Raw genomic sequence first — 19,328 nt, forward strand, 5'->3', positions numbered from 1 at the left:
TTAATGCCAATTGTTACTGCTCAGGAAGTAGGCATTAACACTATCAATTAAATACTTAGAAAATAGTTATAAGCATAAAATATTCAAAACTATAGCTTTTAAAAAATTATAAGCTAATCAGTAATTAACCTTTTAAACTCATTTTTTATGAATCAACTTATCAAGGAATTACGTAATGAAACTTTCAACGAGATGGTTCATTACTATGCAAAAAATGAATCAGAAAGGATTATTATCAACCAAGTTATTGAAAATAGTCCTGTTAGGGTTACTCCATACATCAAAAAACTGATGTCGAAATACGAAAGTATTAGAAAACAGTTTTTGCCTTCTCCACTGGAAGCACAGACTAATGGAACTTCAACGCCTTTTGAAGAAGGAAAGAAGACATCACATGTATATGGTTTAGAAAGATTATATAAGGATAGAGTTCTTTTAACACCTCATTTTGACTGCCCGGCATACTGTCGTTTCTGCTATAAAAAAAGCAGAGTTATGCGAAATAGGAGAAGCATGACTTTTGATGAAATTGATTTAGCTGTTGAAGAGATAGGAAAGATGCCTGAAGTAAGAGGAGCTCTAATTACGGGTGGTGATCCTTTTATGGATACAACAAAGTTGTTTTATTTACTTGATCAACTTTCTGCCTTAAAGAATATTTCTGAAATAAGAATCGGTACACGTATGCTTTTGAATAGTCCAGAAAAATTTACTAGTGATATTTGCAATCATCTTGCAAGTTATATTAAGCCAAATTTCCATAACCCCTCAAAAAGCAAATACTTAGCCATCAATGTACATTTCAATCACCCAGATGAATTACAACCAGAAGTGTTACAAGCATGTTATAAACTTACATCAAATGGAATTACACTAAGGAATCAGACTGTTCTACTTAAAGGAATAAATGATGATGCGGATACAATAAAACGCCTATTTCATCTATTACTTAGAAATAATATCATTGTTTATTATATGAATCATTGCATGCCTGTTGAGGGTAGTGACCATTTAAGAATTTCTGTTCAAAAAGGGTTGGATATCTATAAGCAGTTATGCACGGAATCCTCTTGTTCCATACCTCATTATGTATATGCTCCTTCGGGTGGAAAGGTGCATGTTGGTCCAGATTCGTCTTTTGATTATACTGAAGTTAATGGGGTCAAAATGATAAAAACTAAATTACTTTATAAGGCAGATGATTTCCGTTCAATTGCAAAAAAGAATTTACCTCCTATGCATTCTGAAACTAAGGATGGTTTAATAGAAGGATATTACATAGACGGGGAAGATTAAATTTTAGCCGATACCGAATAATCAGCAAAAATAGAGATATTTATAAACATGAATAAAGGGTTAGGTTTTTATGTTGCTCTTCAGGGTTGTTATAACCCTGAAGAGTATATTCGTATTGGCAAGGTCATAGAGTCATTAGGTTTTAATCGGATTTATGTTTATGATGATCTAATGTTTTATCCCTCTTTCCCAATTCTTAATCTAATTGCTGAGCATACCTCCAAAATTGAAATTGGTCCTTGTTTGGTAAATGGATTTTACAGACACCCTGCACTTATAGCATCAAATGCGGCATTTCTTGATGCCGTTAGTCATGGGCGTTCTGTGCTAGGTTTAGGTAGAGGAGCCTTTTTTGATTTCTTAAAGATGGAGGTTAAAGAAAAATATACCCGAGAAGCCTTCAAGGAATCATTACTATTAATTCGCCATCTTTTCAAACAAAAAAAAAATGGTTTTCATGGAAAAGTTTTTAGCACTTCGAAAAATGCTATTTTAAGAATTCCTCCTCCAAATAATCCGTACATAGTAACCGGAACCTGGAATTGTAAGATGGCTTATCTTGGAGGAAAATATTCTAATGAGGTTCAGCTTGCTGAGGTTTTCACAGAAACTTACTTAAATAAGATATCAAAAGCATTTATTAAAGGTTGTAAAGAATCAACAGATATTTATTCCAAGCATATATCGCTTGGCGGTATGATTTGTGTTGCCGACAATCCCGCTAAAGCGGTGGAGGCAGCAAAAAAAACATTGGCAATTTATATACCATATTTAAAAACAATACTTAAACAGCATAAGGTCGATGTGAATTCTGCTCTAATAAAAAGAATTGATTATGAATCGAAACATGGAAACTATTTAGAAGCAAGCACTCTTATACCCGACGAATTTGTATCAATGCTTACTTTATCAGGTACACCTACGGATGTTGCAAATCGTATTAAATTGCTGATTAAAGGGAAACCAGTTAAAGGTGTAATGTTTTCACCACCTTATGGCATATTTGATTCCCTTGAGGAAAACTTTACTTACATTTCAAAAAAGTTAATACCAAAACTAGAAAATTTGTAATACCCATTTCTGTAAAGTGAATTTGAGTGAAGGTATCCTCAGGATAAAAGAATCAAGCAATCCTTGAAATTCTTCTTGAAGTTCCACCCCTCGTGATATTTGACATTTCGCCTTAAACTAAATTTCTGCTTCTGAGAAATAACTTCTTTACCAAGAAGAATTTCTTAACGAGGTACTGTTTTCAATCCCAGATAAATGCTTAATATTTTTACTAATATCTTGATGCTACTATTTGTAAGTTTCCTTGTCATAAAGATTAAGAATGGAATTTCTTCCATATTCCATAGCGGAGTTTATAAAAACTCAATAATGAATTTTGATGTCCAAAATATTGGAAAAATATTTTAAAAATCGATTGAGATTTCTTAATTTTATATGTTTATACAAGTTTTTGAGTAAAACGAATTATTTCATAACCATCCATAAAATAGATGGTTTCTTTGTTTATATAGCATTTATATTTTATTGATTAGTGCGATGAATACTGATTTTCTTGCTCTAATAAGGTATATTTATGAACATAAAATTGTAGAATAAAAATATTATTGTATTTATATAATTTTATTAAAACAAATTTTGTTTATTTTCGTAAAACGTTTTAGTTCGCATTTTTATAATATTAATGTTTTTATTTGTTAAACAATAATTATTATCCTATGAAAGTAAATGAAACATCAACTGCGTTGTACGATATTGAAACTAATGCAGCAATTGGAACCTTTGTTGGTTTTTTATCTTCTGATGAATTTAAGACAGTTGCAAACCAACTACTTAATATTCTTGAAACTAAAAACCTGAAAAAGCAATTGAATGATGTCAAAAAAATGAAAGTACTAAAACCAGAAGTGCAGGAATGGTTAAATACTGTTTGGTTTCCGAAAGCTCAAAAAGCAGGATTAAGATATTTTGCCTTTGTTGTTCCTGATGATATTTTTGGGAAACTAAGTATGGAAGGTGCTAATAAAAATGCATCCAACGCATTTGGTGTTGAAATTCAATACTTCAACAATTTAGATAATGCAAAAAACTGGTTAATTTCTAAAAACTAACTTTATTTAGAATAAGCCTAGGATATTAAGAAAAACTTCTCGGAGTTATTTATTCAGGAAGTTTTTCTTAATACCTTTAATTTTAAAATAATGCCTTGAAATTATTAGTTCAAGAATTGGACAAAATAATTTCAAGGCATTATTTCTATGAAAAGATAAAAATTTCCCATAGTGAAAAACAATCCCATATTTAGTTAAAGTTTTTCTTTTCTATGAAGGATAGCAAATTGCTCAGCAAAAATAGGTTTATGGAAATATTCTAGAATATTGCGGTATCAAGAATTTTATCATTTTTTTTTAAAATCGGGTAATTATCATTGCCTTTTTTTAAACTAAGTATCGTTTTGGAATGAAGTTAAAAAAAAATATCTTTGAAAGCAAAAATAATGTAAAATAGAATAATGTGATTTTCAGTGGCGAAGCCATATAATTAATTGTAATTGCTTAGAAACACAGCGATATTTTTTTGATTACTGCATTATTAGCTCCTTATTCAATTCTTATATCCAGATTTCTTCATTTATTATATTCTTAGATATTTCATAATACGTTGTTGTCAAGACAAGAAAGTATTTATTACTTAAATTCAAATAATATTTAGTCTAAAATACTGAAATAATGCATGTTATGTATTTTGTATACTATGACAGTTGAATAAGTTCAATTTTGAAGAGAAGAAGAAACATTTCAATTTTATATTTTCTAAAGGGATACCAGTGATTTACCTATAATATTAATACATTCGAATTTACCCGCATTAAAAATAAACGTATATCAAAAGAAATTATATGAAAGCAAAGTTTTTCTTATTTGGGTTAATGATTATAATCTATACTCAAATATCATCTATTTCGCTATTTGCTCAATCTGATACTGCTCAAAATCCTTATGGAATTGTGTGGAGCGAAATTAAGACTGTATTTAATAAAGCAGATATCCATGGATTGTCGGTTATTATTGTAGATGAAAAAAAAACATACATTCAAAACTTTGGATATGCAGATATTGAAAATAAAATTTCTGTTACTTCCAAAACTCTATTTGAGTTAGGTTCAACATCTAAAGCTTTTACTGCACTGGCGATTCTCCATTTGAAAGAAGAAGGCTTGTTGGGATTAGATGATTATGTGTCTAAATACATACCCTGGTTTAAAACGTATTTCAAAGGAAAAGAAGTTAAAATAACAATAGATCAGCTGTTACATCATACGTCAGGAATTCCAACTGAGTCAATCTCGAAGATTCCAAAAGGAGTTGGAGCTAAGATGCTCCAAAAAACAGTTGAATTAATAAACAATTGTGAATTAAATAATTATCCTGGAGTAGAGTATGAATATGCCACAATTAATTATGATATTCTTGGATTAATTATAGAAAAGATTAGTGACCTAACATTCGAAGAGTATTTACAAATAAATATATTTCAACCCTTGGATTTAAATTCTACTTCGGTTGGAAAACCTGTTAATAGTAATTTTTCAAAAGGATATAAAATAAGTTTCTTTTCACCATTAGAATATCGAGCCCCAAGATTTGATGGGAACAATCCTGCTGGATATATAATATCAAATGGAGAGGATATGGCTAAATGGCTAAAACACCAACTCTTTCTTGATACAAATTGTTATGAAGAAATAATAAAAAAATCACACCTACCAGATTTTACAGTTAAGCCAAGGGGATTATCTTCATATGCTTTTGGTTGGCATGTAAACCCATATGGGGAACCAAAAATATATCACGAAGGTTTAAATCCGAATTTTTCCTCATTTATAGGATTTCTTCCTCATAAAAAAATAGGTATCGTTATATTGGCAAATTCTAATAGTGATTATACCCCCTATTTAGGGGAAATAATTATGAAGATTTTCAATAATGAAGATATCTCAGAAATATCAGAGCCGGAAAATAGCGTTGATAAGATGTGCTCTTTGGTTTCTATCATTCTTATAGTCTTAATAGTTGGCATATTTATCCTTTTAGTGTGGATTATTAAAGGTATAATAAAAGGAGAAAGAAGAATTAAAATGTTAAATAGTAGAGAAATCCTGATTTTATTAGGAGGACTTCTTTTAACATTACCATTTCTTTATGGTGTTTATTTATTGCCTAAGGCAATGACTAACTTCTCTTGGGAGATTGCAATTGTATGGGCACCAAAATCATTTTTATTTGGTTGTATTTTATTTGTTTGCACGGTGGTCGGAGCATGGCTTTTGAGTGCATTATCAACGTTAATTCCTACAAAAAATCAATATTATAGTTCGTTACCTATGATTTTGATACTTAGTATAATGTCTGGATTAGCGAATATGTGCATAATTTTAATATTACTAAATGCTATTGGAAACGAAACCAATATTGGTTTTCTTTTATACTATTTTGCTTTGGCATTAGTATTTTATATTTCAAGTAGAAAAATCGTGCAAACAAAATTAATAAATATTTCATTATCTATTGTTTACGAATTGCGCATGAAGTTAATAAATAAGATATTCTTATCTTCTTTCCAGAAATTTGAAAAAATAGATAATGGGCGCATATATGCTACATTGACTCAAGATACAGCAACGATTTCTAACTCAGTTAATATAATAATTAGTTTATTATCAAATGCGATAACCATAATTGGAGTTTTTATTTATCTAGGCACTATATCATTAACGGCAATGTTTTCAATCCTTTCAGTAATACTCTGTGTTGCAACTTTATATTTTATAATTAGTAAGCGAACAAATATTTTGTTTGAACAAGCCAGAGACTCTGCAAATGTTTTTTCAAGACTAATAAATGGATTATTATATGGTTTTAAAGAATTAAGTTTATCGGGTCTGAAGAAGAAAGAATACACCTTTGAAGTAGAGGGCTGTTGTTCTGAGTTACGAGACAAATCTAGTTTTGCTTTAATAAAATTTGTAAATGTATTCTTAGTTGGCGAAACACTACTAATAATGGTTTTATGTACCGTGAGTTTTGTAATCCCTTTTCTATTTCCCGAAATACCTAATTATAAACTATTTGGTATTATAATGATTATATTATATTTAATTGGTCCAATAAATGCTATTTTAAATACAATACCTAGTATTGTCCAAATTAATGTGTCGTGGAATAGAATAAAGGATTTTATTGAAGAGATTAAGCCTGATTTAAAACTTACCGATATATTAAAGAGCAAAAACCATGGCATACATGTCAAAAGTCTATCGGTTCAGGGGCTAATGTTTGAGTATGAAAAAGGACAAGAGGATGACAGTTTTAAAGTGGGTCCAATTAACCTAAATATTAATGGCGGTGAAATTTTATTCATTATTGGTGGAAATGGAAGTGGAAAATCCACATTGGCAAATCTCTTAACTGGCTTGTATATTGCTAATGAAGGATATATAGAGATTAATGGGAATAAGATTAATAATAGGGAACTAGGAGAATATTATTCAACTATTTTTAGTAACGATCATATATTCAAAACACTTTATGGGATTGACACCGATAGCAGAAAAGATGAGTTGGCTGATTTACTTAAACTATTACGATTAGAAGAAAAAGTTAGTGTTGTTAATGGCACTTTTTCTACAATAGATCTCTCAAACGGTCAACGTAAAAGATTATCATTAATGAAGTGTTTTCTGGAAAATTCACAAATTTACCTATTTGATGAATGGGCTGCTGATCAGGATCCTGAGTTTAAGAAGATTTTTTATCGCAAATTATTACCAGAAATGAGAAAAAGTGGGAAAATAGTAATTGCTATTACCCATGATGATAATTATTTTGATGTAGCTGATAGAATAATAAAGATGGACATGGGAAAAATGGTTGAGTATAAGGAAAAAGAATCTATTAGCGGAGCAATTGTATAAGCAAGGAGGAGATTAGGTTTAAATTGTTACTACTTGAGATGTGTAATTTGGAGAAAATAATAAAACCTATTTATTTACTGGCTGATAGTCAATTGCTCTTTTATTCGAATCGAGATGGATTGTTCTTAGATAGAATAAAAAAACTTTTCAATGGGGATATTAAAGATATTGAAATAAAAGCAGCTTATATCGGAGCATCAAACAATGATAACCCGCAATACTATGAAATTTTTCAAATGGCTTTGCAACAGATTGATATTCATAATTGTCGAATGATTAAATCAGATCCGGATGCGGCTGATACAATATTTTTGAAAAATTCAGACATTATTTTACTAGCAGGGGGCGATGTCGAGAAAGGTTGGGAAACGATACGACGAAATGGTTGGAATAGGATAATTACTGAAAGGTATACTAGTGGTGCAATTCTAATAGGCATATCGGCAGGGGCAATTCAATTAGGTTTACGGGAATTCGAAGAACATGTTGATACAAAAAGGGGTAAAGATTTAGATTCATTGCGATTAGTTCCTTTTATAATTGATGTTCATACTGATGATTTATGGCAAGGGTTAAAAGAGCACTTACTTTCAGAAGGGAATGGTGCACAAGGAATTGGTATTCCCAAAGGTGCAGGTTTGGCTTATTATTCCGATGAGTCACTTAAGGCTATTAGATTTGAGTGTATCGAATTTCATAACTTAAATAATCGAATTCAACAGTCATTTATTCAACCATCATAAAATGTTTCCAACATTATATCAAAATATTCTAGCTTAATAATGAGTATATACGCAATAAGTGATTTGCATTTAGTAAATAGTATTAATTGTAAAGCATTAATAGAATTACCTCATTTTGATAATGATTGGCTTATACTTGCAGGCGATATTGGAGAAACAGAAGAACATTTGCGTTTTGCTTTATCAGTTTTAACGCCAAAATTTAAAAAAATAATATGGACCCCCGGAAACCATGACCTTTGGACATACCCATTAAATAAATATACACTAAAAGGTGAGAATAAATATCTAAAATTAGTCTCAATTTGCCATAAGTATGGTGTGCTTACTCCAGAAGATGAGTATCCAGTATATTCTGATAAAGAAATAGTTTATAAAGTAATCCCAATTCTTACCCTTTACGATTACAGCTTTAGGCCTGACTTCGTCAAGGAGGGGAATGAGGTTGAATGGGCCTCTGAATCAGGAGTTATATGTGCTGATGAGGAGTTGTTAATACCTGAGCCGTATAGTTCAATTAAAGATTGGTGTCGAGCCAGATGTACATTTACTGAACAACGGTTGGCATCTATTGACTATAACATCCCTAAAATAGTGATTAGCCATTACCCTCTACTAAAAGAACTTGGCAGAATATACACATATCCAAGGTTTTCTATTTGGTGTGGGACTACTCTAACCGAGAAATGGCTTGATCTATTTAATATTAAAATAGTGGTATATGGGCATTTACATATGCGATCATCAAAAATCGTCAGTGGGGTAAAGCATGAAGAAGTATCCTTTGGCTATCCTAATGATTGGGATCATAGTAAGGGTTTGCAGTACTATTTGAGAAAAATAGTGTAAACAAAAATTTTGGGGTACGGAACGGAATTGGATTGTAAAATAATGCGAGTTCGATGTAAGTATAATATATTGATTCTCAGTTCACCATTAGATTGTTGCTTTGTCATGCTGAACGGAGTGAAGCATCTGGATTTTAGATAATTAGATCTTTCGCTTCGCTCAGGATGACATCTTACATCGAACTGACGTTAAAATACTAAAACGACAATGCCAATGAGACATGACAAAATTACTTTGAATTAATATTTTGAGAAAGGCATAAATTTTGACCTGTGGAGGTTAAAATGGTTTGCAATAATTAATTAACAATTTATTTTAGTGATATGGCTAAAAAAAATAATAAAAAGAAGGTTCTCACATTTCAGGCAGAAACAAAAGAGTTACTCAGTTTAATGATTAACTCGTTGTATACACATCGAGAGATTTTTTTGCGGGAACTTATTTCAAATGCATCAGATGCCTTGGATAAGGTTCATTTTCAATCTCTAACAGAGCCTGAACTTCTTGGAAGCGATCATGAACTTAAAATTGTTATTGATGTTGATAAAAACAATAAAACATTGACAATTACTGACAATGGAATAGGTATGACAATTGATGAAGTGATTGAAAATATTGGCACAATAGCAAAATCAGGTACAAAAACATTTGTTGAAAAACTCAAAGAAGAAAAAAATTTAGATTTAATAGGCAAATTTGGAGTTGGATTCTACTCTTCATTTATGGTAGCTGATAGGGTCGAAATTATTACTCGCTCAGCAAGATCTGAAAAAGGTGTTAGGTGGGAGTCCGAAGGATTTGGTGAATATTCAATTGAAGAGATTGAAACCGAAAAAAGAGGAACACAGATTACATTACATCTAAAAGAAAGTGCTGTTGAAACTTCAAACCCAGAGGAAGATTTTTCTAATCAGTATACGATTTCTAATTTGGTAAAAAAGTACTCGAATTATATTAGTTACTCGATCAATATGGATTTTTATCGCGAAGAAAAACCTCGTGATAAAGATGGTAAAGTAATAGAAGGTACTAAGGATGAAATAGTAATTGACCATAAAATATTAAATTCTATTACCCCTATTTGGAAAAAGAATAAAAAGGATATTACCAGCGATGAATATTTCCAGTTTTATAAGCATCATTTTCATGATTGGAACGAATTTGCAGAAGTAATTCACCTAAACCTTGAAGGAAAAGTTGAATTTACCGCACTGCTTTTTATTCCATCCAAAGCCCCTTCAAACCTATATGATAGGGAATACTCTAAAGGAATTCAACTCTACTCAAAGAATGTTTTTGTAATGAATGACTGTAAGGATTTGCTGCCAGACCATCTAAGATTCGTTCGTGGTCTAGTAGATTCTCCAGACTTCTCGCTAAATATTTCCAGGGAAATTCTTCAACACGATTCCCAGCTCAAGGTTATTGGGAAATCCCTTGAAAGCAAGGTAATTGAAGCATTAAAGAAACTGTTAAAGGAAAAAAGAGAGAAATACGAAGAGGTATGGCTTGAATTAGGGAAAGCACTCAAGGGAGGGATATATATGGAGTATAAGAACAAGGAGAAACTTGAGGATTTACTTGTATTCCATTCTTCGTTTAATGAATCGAAGATGACAACATTAAATGAATATGTTGAACGAATGCCTGAGGGACAAAAGGAGATTTATTATGCCGCTGCCAAGGATATCGAAACAATTAAAAGAATGCCTCAGCTTGAGGTATTTAAGGAGAAGAAAGTAGAAGTACTTTATTTCGTTGATAAGATAGATGAATTTTTAACACAAAATCTGGATAAGTATAAGGATATTAAACTTCAATCGGTTACTAGAGAGGATTTTAAATTCGAAGAACTTTCTAAGCAAAATCCGAGTGATGATGCTAAAGATAATCAGGATAAGGGATATGAAAATGAAGCGTATAAAGACATGCTAAACGCTATTAAAGAGCATCTTAATGGTAAGGTTAAAGAGGTTAAAATTAGTAAAAGGTTAATTTCTAGTCCAGTATGTTTTGTAAACACTAACTCAGGAACAACATTTAACATGGAACAGCTGCTTAAGGGAGTTAATCAGATTGCACCCAAGGCATCAAAAATTTTAGAAATTAACCCTCATCACCCAATTTTTCCTATTATAGAAAAAGTATACAAAACTGAGAACTCTTCTGAAGATTTAAAAAATATCAGCGAAATACTTTTTAACCAAGCATTGTTAATTGAAGGTTATGAGTTGGAAAATCCTGTTGAATTTTCGAATTCATTATGTAATTTAATGTCAAAAGTTTATAGTTAGTTCACTATAGTTTTTTTTAATAAGAAGATACGATTTTATAGTATATAAATCAATTAAATAATTGACTAATAACCCTAAAAGAATTACCACTATGGCACAAATTGGAAATGTTCCGGAAATTAAAGCTGTAAAAAAGCATTTAGAAGAAATGAAAGAGAGAAATCTTATCTCAGCATGGGAGTTACCCTATGAAAATCTACTAACAAGACTTACAGCAGCTATATTTTTTCTAACCCCAACGGATGATTCAAAACTCGAAGAAATTTGGAATGAATTGGAGGTTCATAAAATGCTGACTTATAGGTTAAATGAAGAAAAGAAACTTTCTCAACTAGTTTGGAGAGTGGAATTTAACAAAGGGTTTGAGCTGTAAATATTGAAAATAAATATAAAAAAAATGAAAAAAGAACTTAATGAATTGGTAGTAAGATTGACCAAAGAGCAAGAGGTTGAATGCGCTAGGCCTGAAAAGACGGCAGAAGCATTAAAAGAATGTATTGATAGAGACTATGTACATGTGATGTTTAAAAAAACAGGAACTGAACTTGGAATTCAATTAGACCGTAGGTTTTGCAAATTTGAAAATGCGGATTTTCAAAATGCTAAAGGTACGGTTCATTTAGTTGGTGGACTAATCCTAAACTATGATAAGGTTAAGTGTACTGCTGATATCGACCTAAAAACCTGCGAAGGAATAGGATGGTTGGAACCTGTAAGTGATGAGGATTATACAATAATGATGTCTCAAAGCAATAAATAGTATTTATAATAACAAATAATTTTCTTGCTATGAATCCAATTTTTAATGAAAGAGTAGTTAAACGCGAAGTATATCACATGGATTATAATTTGGATAAAAAGGATAATTTAGATGAACTACCAGAAGAACCAGCTGTTTTTGGAATCTTTGGTATTATCCATGAAACTCCTATTCATCCAAGATATATAGGTTCTACTGATAATTTGAGAAATGCTGTTCGTGATGTATTTGAAAATCCACAGGGCGAAGGAATGAAAAAATTTGTGCAAGGTCCATGGATTCAAATGTTATGTTATGAATTACTTCCTGGGCTAACGATTGAGGAACGCAAAGCGAAGGAAGATGCTTGGACAAATGAATATAAACCTGGAATCAATGATGATGGTGAATACCCCGAGTATAACTACGAATGGCCATATGATGACGATGGAAAAATAAAACCGGAGTATGCCAATCCTCCTCAAGCACGGGTTTAATTAAATACTAAATAAATATTTTCCTTTACTAGAGGTTAATTTACCTTTGGTACTGAAAATATTTTAATAAGAATGAAATGATAAAGGTAACATGGCTTGGACATTCCGCTTTTCAAATAGAAACAAAGCGATACACTTTTCTAATTGATCCATGGATAGATGGAAATCCTGTTAGTCCTTATAAAAGTTACAAAGAGATCAAGAAAGCAGATTTTGTTTTGGTTACACATGATCATGCTGATCATGGTTTAGATGATGCAATAAGGATTTGTAAAAATACGAATGCTATTTTTATTGGAGTATTTGAATTGGCTGAGTTTTCGGGTGAAAAGGGATGTCGTTTCTTAGGAGGAAATATTGGGGGTGAGATTCAAAAAGATGATGTAAAAATATATTTTACCCAAGCAATTCATTCTTCGGGAATAGCGGCACCGTGCGGGTTTATTGTTAATACCCCCGAAGTAACATTCTACCATACAGGTGATACAGCTTTCTATAGTGATATGGAGTACTTATCTAAATTATATGAAATTGATATAATGATGGTGCCAATATGCTCAAACTACATGATGGGAATAACAGAAGCCACTTGGGCAATCGAAAAAATTAAACCTAAGTTTGTTATACCATGCCATTTCAATACGATCCCTATACTAAATGCTAATCCAGAACGGTTTAAAGAAAAAGCAACTCTTTTTTCTCAAGTTGAAATTTTAAGGTATGGCGAAGAAAAATCATTTGAATTTTAAATAGAAATATTATATGAAGTTATTTTGCTTCCCTTACGCTGGTGGATCGTCAGTAGTATTTAACAATTGGAAGTCGTATTTAAGATATGATATTGAACTAAGAGCCATTGAACTTGCCGGTAGAGGTAAACGGATAATGGAAGCCCATTACACCGATTTAAACGATGCTGTAAATGACGTGTTTTCTCTAATTATTAGTGAAATAAGAGGGGGTGATTCATATGCTTTTTTTGGACATAGCATGGGTGCTAAAATTGTTTATGAACTAACGCAGAGAATTATGGAAAAAAGGTTGCCTGGACCTAAGCATATTTTCTTTTCTGGCAGAGGAGCCCCTAATATATCGAGGTTTGATGAGAAAGCGTATCACAAACTCCCAGATGAAGAATTTAAAAAAGAGATACTTAAACTTGGAGGAACACCCAAAGAATTTTTTGAACACCCTGAATTGGTGGATGTTTTTCTACCCTTGCTAAAAAACGATTTTAGATTGGCACATGAAGAAACACCTATCAAAGAAATAAACCCATTTCCTTGTGATATTACCGTTTTTATGGGTAAAGATGAAGATTTGACTCCTGAGCAGGTAGATGGCTGGAAAAATAATACATCAGGTATCTGTACAATTCATTATTTTAATGGTGGGCACTTTTTCATTAATGAAAAGGCCGAAGAAGTTATTAAAAGAATAAATAGTACTCTTCAACAGACTTCAAAACCAGTTAAATTGCAAACCAATTGCTAAATTCTCAGGTATCAGAAAAATGAAAATATTTGCAATAAGTTTTTTTGATCGGTTAGATGATTTTACATGTAAGTCTCTTTTATCTCAGGTTAGTAACACTAAAAGAGAAAGACTTTTAAGGTTTTATAATTGGGAAGATTTACAAAGAGGGTTACTCGGTGATTTATTAATTAGAAAGGCACTTATTGAAAAAATAAACCTGAATAATAACGAAATTTATTTTTCAGTGAATGAATATGGAAAGCCTTATTGTAGTTTTCTTGACGATTTTCATTTTAACGTATCCCACTCCGGGAGTTGGGTTGTATGTGCCGTAGATAGCAATCCTATTGGTATTGATGTCGAGAAAATTTCACAAATAGACCTTGATATCTCAAAAAATTACTTTTCCAAAAAAGAGCATGAAGGCTTATTAAGGAGTAATAATCCCATTGAGTATTTCTTTACCCTTTGGTCATTAAAAGAAAGTTATATCAAATTTATTGGGAAAGGTCTATCACACCCTCTTGATAGTTTTTCGATGGTATTTTCAAATAATTCAAAGATTAATATAGAAGTTGATAGTAGAATACTTGAAAACACCTATTTTAAACAATATAATGTTGATAAAGGCTATAAAATGGCTGTTTGTAGTTCACATCAAGATTTGCCAGAACAACCAGTAATTTATAGCATTAATGATTTGACTGACTTTTTTATTCTTAAGTGAGAATTTTTATTATATGATTGTCCGTAATGATACCTAATGAAGAATAAATAATCCAAATTGTCATTCCTGAGAACCGTTAGCTCATGAGCGAAGCGAATAATGCAGAAATCTATCTTTTTTAAGAGATTCCGGGACTTTGCCCGGAATGACAATGGATTGTGTTTTTCTAATCTGTCAAAGTAGAACTAATTTATTTTAACGTGAATTCGATATAAGCATAGCATATTGATTCTCAACATAGAAATAGATTATTGCTTTGTCATGCTGAACGAAGTGAAATCCGAAGGATTCGCTGAATGCAACCATCTGTTTTATAAATAATTAGATCCTTCGCTTCGCTCAGGATGACATCTTACATCGAACTGACGTTATTTTAAATAGGTATATATACCCCATAAAAAAAGAAACCATCCATAAAAGGACGGCCTCTCAACCCAAAACCTAAACCAAAACCAAAACTTAACAGTTATCTATTCATACCCATTAAGTGCATTCATAAGTTTTTGTCTCGAAAAAAATATCCTACTTTTTACCGTTCCAATTTTTAGATTAAGATTTTCTGCAATCTCCTTGTATTTATACCCCGAAGTATGCATTTGGAATGGTATCCGAAAATCATCATCCAAATCCTCAATTTTTCTGTTTATCTCATTATGCGAATACTGTGATTCAGGGCCATTATTTTCCGATCTGCTATTCATCAGAAATTGATTGTCGCTTGAATCAAAAGTTGTATTTTGCTTAATGGTTTTTCTATAATTATTAATGAAAGTATTCTTCATTATAGTGAAAGTCCATGCTTTCATGTTAGTATCGTCCTCAAACTTATCGCGATAGGTGAGAGCTTTTAGGTAAGTTTCCTGTAATAGATCCCTAGCATCTTCAATATTTGAAGTTAGACTATAAGCGAATCGCTCAAGATTAGATTCGAGAACGATTAGTGCGGTATTAAATTCTGCTTGTGACATGATTATATGTTTTAATTATTATTTAGACTAAATCAATATAAAATGTTTAAGCAAATTTAAAATGCATTTGAACGCAATCCAAATAAGCATCGGTGATTTGCATCATTTCTTAAAATCATTCTAAATAATAATTTACCATATAGCCAGATAATACAGAACGTTTGGAGGTTTTGTATAAATTAAATCTAAATAAATTCTAAATAAGTTTTTGTTTTTAATGTTAAGATAATCAACAGGATACTTATTTTAACTTGAATTTGATATAATAAAAAGGATTATGAAGGTTGATTAATGTATGCAAATAATTGATCTAAATACAATTACATTATTGTAAGGTCGATTTTGTCGAACTATCAATTCCAATCAAGGTTAAACTATTGAGTAAGATTTTTTTCTTTAGTTAACCTAATTTTTAGTAGAAAACCGTAATAAATGAAATTTTGATTGTTTAACCCTATTAAGGTTATTTGAGAATCAAATATTTAATAAGAAACAATCAGATGTTCTTGCATTGAACTCACGTTATTTTAACTTGAGCGTTTTAGTTATTTCACTGAATGTTTCAAAATCGGAGATAATATGGACTTCCTTTGGAATGTTGGTTCTGTCCTGGTTTGCTTTACTTCCTGTAACAAATAATTGGCAATTTGGTGATTCCTTTTGAAGATTTTTATAAAAATCTTGAAGATTAATATTTGACAGATTTGTACTCATTGATGTGAAAACTGCTTTGGGTTTAATTTTTTTTGCAGTTTGAATAACCGAGTCAACAGGCGTTGATTGGCCTAAATACATAGTTTTAAATCCCAATTTTTTTCCAACATATGCATAGAAAAGAAGTCCAATTTCATGGAATTCGCTTTCGGGAAGGAAATAAAGAAAAAGAGGTGCTTTACTTTTGGATTCTTTAAGCAACTCTGAATGTACAATAATAGTATTTTTAATAATATTTGTAACAAAGTGTTCCTGGGCAGAATTTATTGTTCTGGTTTGCCAAAGTATTCCAATTCTGTATAAAAATGGGATAGCTATTTCTTCAAATGTTTTTTCTAAGCCACGCTCATCTATATGCTTATCCAAATAATCTTTAAAATTAGATTGATTGAATGATAGCATGGATAGGATTAACGGTTCTATATTATTCTTTTCAGAAGATTCGGTTTGTGTTGATAGTTGAAGTATTAGCTCCGAGAGTTCTTCTGAAGATCTGCGCGCTATTTTACTAATTTTGTATCCGTTTCTATTCAGTAGGGTGATATTAAGGATGAGTTGTACATCCAAGTCATTATATCTCCTAATGTTAGTATTAGTTCTTTTGGGCGAAAAAAGTCCAAATCTCTTTTCCCACATACGTATTGTATGTGCTTTAATCCCAGAGACTAACTCGAGTTGTTTGATTGAGTAACTTCCCATCTTTCTGTTTTTTATTATTAACAAGAATTAACCAACAATTGTTCAATACTATAACAACATCATATAAATATCCTCTTTTGACTACTTTTTTTAACAGAGGTTTATTTCCTGCAATAATAATGCAGGATATTTAATAAAAAAAATATTTTTCATTCTTTTATTTTTTGAATTAACATTAAACCATCGCGCATAGGAAGTAAAACATTCTTTACACGATTGTCCGCCTGAATTAATTGATTGAATTTCAGGATAGAATCTGTATGAATATCATTTGAATCGGGGTTAATAACTTTACCGTTCCATAAAACATTATCGGCTATGATATAGCCTCCAATAGCTACCTTTGGAAAAACTGTTTTATAATATTCAGGGTATTCTCGCTTATCCCCATCAATAAAAACTAGTTCATATTTTTTATTTAGTTTAGGAATGATAGTAAGGGCATTACCCAGATGAAGATTAATATACTGATTTACGCCGGCAAGATTAGTGAATTTATTTATGACCTCTTCAAGCTCATCGTTTGCTTCAATAGTGTCAATTTGACCATTAGGCATTACACCTCGTGCCATACAAATTGCTGAATATCCAGTAAATGTGCCAATTTCAAGTATGTTCTGAGGTTTTAACATCTGGCAAATCATCTGTAAGAATAAACCTTGCTGATGACCGCTTAACATCCTAGGATTATAGGTTGTAAGATTTGTAAAGCGAACCAATTCCGCTAAAACATCGTCCTCGGGGGTTGAATGCTGCGAAAGGTAAAGTTCAAAATCATTATCAATCTTACACATAATCTACCTATATATTAGGGTTGATAATTTACTAGGGTGAAGTACCTCATTGGCAATTTCCATTAAATCTGATGATGAAAGAGCTTCAATCTGCGAATATATTATTTCCAAATTATCGGCAGTGTTATAAACCATGTAGCTTTTAGCAACGGATAGCATTAAATTTTCATTACTATCCGATGCAATAGCAAGTTGTCCCATTAGTTGACGCTTTGCTTTATAAAGTTGTAAAACACCTAGTCGTTGCGTCATAATTTTATCCAATTCTTTGTTGACCAATGATATCGATTTTTCGAGATTATCCTTATCCGTTCCAAAGTAAATACAGAATAAACCGGTATCGGAGTATGGGTTATACATCGATTCAACATTGTAAGCATAGCCATGTTTTTCGCGTAGAGCAAGATTTAATCGAGAATTCAATCCAGGACCACCGAGAATATTATTTAGCAGGTGCATGCCAATTCGTTTCGGATTTTGAAGGTCGTATGCAACATTGCCAATAATGCAGTGGGATTGGAATGTGGATTTTTTGACAGTTTTTGTTTGAGGAATATAATTTTCGAACCTTACTCGTTGAATTTTACGTTTATTTGGAGCAACCCAGCCTAAATGCCTTTCGGCTAATTTTTGCACTCGATTAAATGATATATTTCCGATAGAACAGAATACAATTTGGTCGGTATTGTAATTCCTATCAATAAATTTTTGAATATCAGCTCTAGAGAATCGCTTAATATCCTTTTTTAAACCGAGAATGTTTAACCCGAAAGGGTGTCCATCGTAAATGAGCTCCTCAAAGTCATCGAAAATTAGCTCAGATGGGTTGTCTTTATATGAATTAATCTCATCAAGTACAATTTCTTTCTCCTTCTTTATCTCTTTTTCGGGGAAGGTGGAGCGAAATGTAATATCGGCAATTAGCTCAACCGCTCGGTCGAAATCATCATTCAGGAATGTTGCATGAATTACGGTTTCCTCCTTGGTTGTGTAAGCGTTAAGTTCACCGCCAACATCCTCAAGTCGGCTCATAATATGGTAAGCTTTTCGCTTCTTTGTTCCCTTAAAAATTACATGTTCAATAAAATGAGCTATACCAAACTCATTTTTCAGTTCATCACGAGTACCTGCGTTAACCATAATGGAGCAATGGGCAACTGGAGAGTTGCTGTATTTATGAATTACCCGAATTCCATTCTGAAGGGTATAAACGTCAAACTCCATTAATATTCAATTTGAGAGCGCAAACCTAATTGAAAAGAAGGGAAAGTACAAGGGTTTTGGTCAAATAGAAGCAGGTTTGATATTAAGTTACGAGGGTGGGTTGCATTATTTTTGTTTTATAATATCCTGATAACTAGAAACGAAATAAATAAGTTGCAAAAAAATGACTCAGTAAGCTGTATTTTTTTTTGTGGTAAACAAAAAACGTATATATTTGCACCGCATTTATCAATGGTGCCATAGCTCAGTTGGTAGAGCAAAGGACTGAAAATCCTTGTGTCCCCGGTTCGATTCCTGGTGGCACCACCCCAAAACCCACCTAAAC

17 protein-coding genes and 1 tRNA gene are annotated in these 19,328 nt (G+C 31.7%); 14 read left to right on the forward strand and 4 right to left on the reverse strand.

What is annotated here, in order from left to right:
* Positions 1–147 precede the first annotated feature (147 nt).
* The 13 genes from HOO91_00210 to HOO91_00270 all read left to right on the forward strand — a co-directional run bounded on the left by HOO91_00210 (position 148) and on the right by HOO91_00270 (position 14,604).
* Complete coding sequence (locus HOO91_00210) at positions 148–1,296, forward strand: radical SAM protein (GenBank protein ID NOU15967.1); 1,149 nt, start codon at positions 148–150, stop codon at positions 1,294–1,296.
* Positions 1,297–1,344: 48 nt separating this feature from the next.
* Positions 1,345–2,367 (forward strand): LLM class flavin-dependent oxidoreductase, encoded by a 1,023-nt coding sequence (locus HOO91_00215; GenBank protein NOU15968.1) that lies wholly within the window; start codon positions 1,345–1,347, stop codon positions 2,365–2,367.
* A 656-nt stretch (positions 2,368–3,023) separates the two neighbouring features.
* On the forward strand, positions 3,024–3,416 hold the full coding sequence (locus HOO91_00220; GenBank protein ID NOU15969.1) for a hypothetical protein: 393 nt from the start codon (positions 3,024–3,026) through the stop codon (positions 3,414–3,416).
* Positions 3,417–4,204: 788 nt separating this feature from the next.
* Positions 4,205–7,279: a cyclic peptide export ABC transporter gene (locus HOO91_00225; GenBank protein ID NOU15970.1), complete on the forward strand. Its 3,075-nt coding sequence runs from the start codon at positions 4,205–4,207 to the stop codon at positions 7,277–7,279.
* A 38-nt stretch (positions 7,280–7,317) separates the two neighbouring features.
* On the forward strand, positions 7,318–8,022 hold the full coding sequence (locus HOO91_00230; protein NOU15971.1) for a type 1 glutamine amidotransferase-like domain-containing protein: 705 nt from the start codon (positions 7,318–7,320) through the stop codon (positions 8,020–8,022).
* A gap of 39 nt (positions 8,023–8,061) precedes the next feature.
* Complete coding sequence (locus tag HOO91_00235; protein NOU15972.1) at positions 8,062–8,871, forward strand: metallophosphoesterase; 810 nt, start codon at positions 8,062–8,064, stop codon at positions 8,869–8,871.
* Positions 8,872–9,194: 323 nt separating this feature from the next.
* Positions 9,195–11,165: a molecular chaperone HtpG gene (htpG, locus tag HOO91_00240; protein NOU15973.1), complete on the forward strand. Its 1,971-nt coding sequence runs from the start codon at positions 9,195–9,197 to the stop codon at positions 11,163–11,165.
* 91 nt (positions 11,166–11,256) lie between these two features.
* Positions 11,257–11,538, forward strand: a complete 282-nt coding sequence (locus HOO91_00245; protein NOU15974.1) for a hypothetical protein — start codon at positions 11,257–11,259, stop codon at positions 11,536–11,538.
* 24 nt (positions 11,539–11,562) lie between these two features.
* Complete coding sequence (locus HOO91_00250) at positions 11,563–11,925, forward strand: MbtH domain protein (protein NOU15975.1); 363 nt, start codon at positions 11,563–11,565, stop codon at positions 11,923–11,925.
* Between the two features lie 29 nt (positions 11,926–11,954).
* Positions 11,955–12,401, forward strand: coding sequence for a hypothetical protein (locus tag HOO91_00255; protein ID NOU15976.1), 447 nt, complete (start codon positions 11,955–11,957; stop codon positions 12,399–12,401).
* Between the two features lie 77 nt (positions 12,402–12,478).
* Positions 12,479–13,150 (forward strand): metal-dependent hydrolase, encoded by a 672-nt coding sequence (locus HOO91_00260; protein NOU15977.1) that lies wholly within the window; start codon positions 12,479–12,481, stop codon positions 13,148–13,150.
* A gap of 13 nt (positions 13,151–13,163) precedes the next feature.
* Positions 13,164–13,895, forward strand: coding sequence for a thioesterase (locus tag HOO91_00265; GenBank protein NOU15978.1), 732 nt, complete (start codon positions 13,164–13,166; stop codon positions 13,893–13,895).
* A 19-nt stretch (positions 13,896–13,914) separates the two neighbouring features.
* Positions 13,915–14,604, forward strand: coding sequence for a 4'-phosphopantetheinyl transferase superfamily protein (locus HOO91_00270; GenBank protein ID NOU15979.1), 690 nt, complete (start codon positions 13,915–13,917; stop codon positions 14,602–14,604).
* Between the two features lie 470 nt (positions 14,605–15,074).
* Here HOO91_00270 and HOO91_00275 read toward each other — a convergent pair whose 3' ends face one another.
* The 4 genes from HOO91_00275 to HOO91_00290 form a co-directional block, all read right to left on the reverse strand.
* Positions 15,075–15,572: an RNA polymerase sigma factor gene (locus HOO91_00275; protein ID NOU15980.1), complete on the reverse strand. Its 498-nt coding sequence runs from the start codon at positions 15,570–15,572 to the stop codon at positions 15,075–15,077.
* A 522-nt stretch (positions 15,573–16,094) separates the two neighbouring features.
* On the reverse strand, positions 16,095–16,985 hold the full coding sequence (locus HOO91_00280; protein NOU15981.1) for a MerR family transcriptional regulator: 891 nt from the start codon (positions 16,983–16,985) through the stop codon (positions 16,095–16,097).
* Between the two features lie 149 nt (positions 16,986–17,134).
* Positions 17,135–17,779, reverse strand: coding sequence for a methyltransferase (locus tag HOO91_00285; GenBank protein ID NOU15982.1), 645 nt, complete (start codon positions 17,777–17,779; stop codon positions 17,135–17,137).
* Between the two features lie 3 nt (positions 17,780–17,782).
* Positions 17,783–19,003, reverse strand: coding sequence for an insulinase family protein (locus tag HOO91_00290; protein ID NOU15983.1), 1,221 nt, complete (start codon positions 19,001–19,003; stop codon positions 17,783–17,785).
* A gap of 233 nt (positions 19,004–19,236) precedes the next feature.
* On the opposite strand from HOO91_00290, the gene HOO91_00295 reads away from it, so the two are divergent.
* Positions 19,237–19,309: transfer RNA gene (locus tag HOO91_00295), tRNA-Phe, on the forward strand.
* Positions 19,310–19,328 lie beyond the last annotated feature (19 nt).

Source organism: Bacteroidales bacterium, from assembly GCA_013141385.1.
Lineage (GTDB): Bacteria > Bacteroidota > Bacteroidia > Bacteroidales > Tenuifilaceae > UBA8529.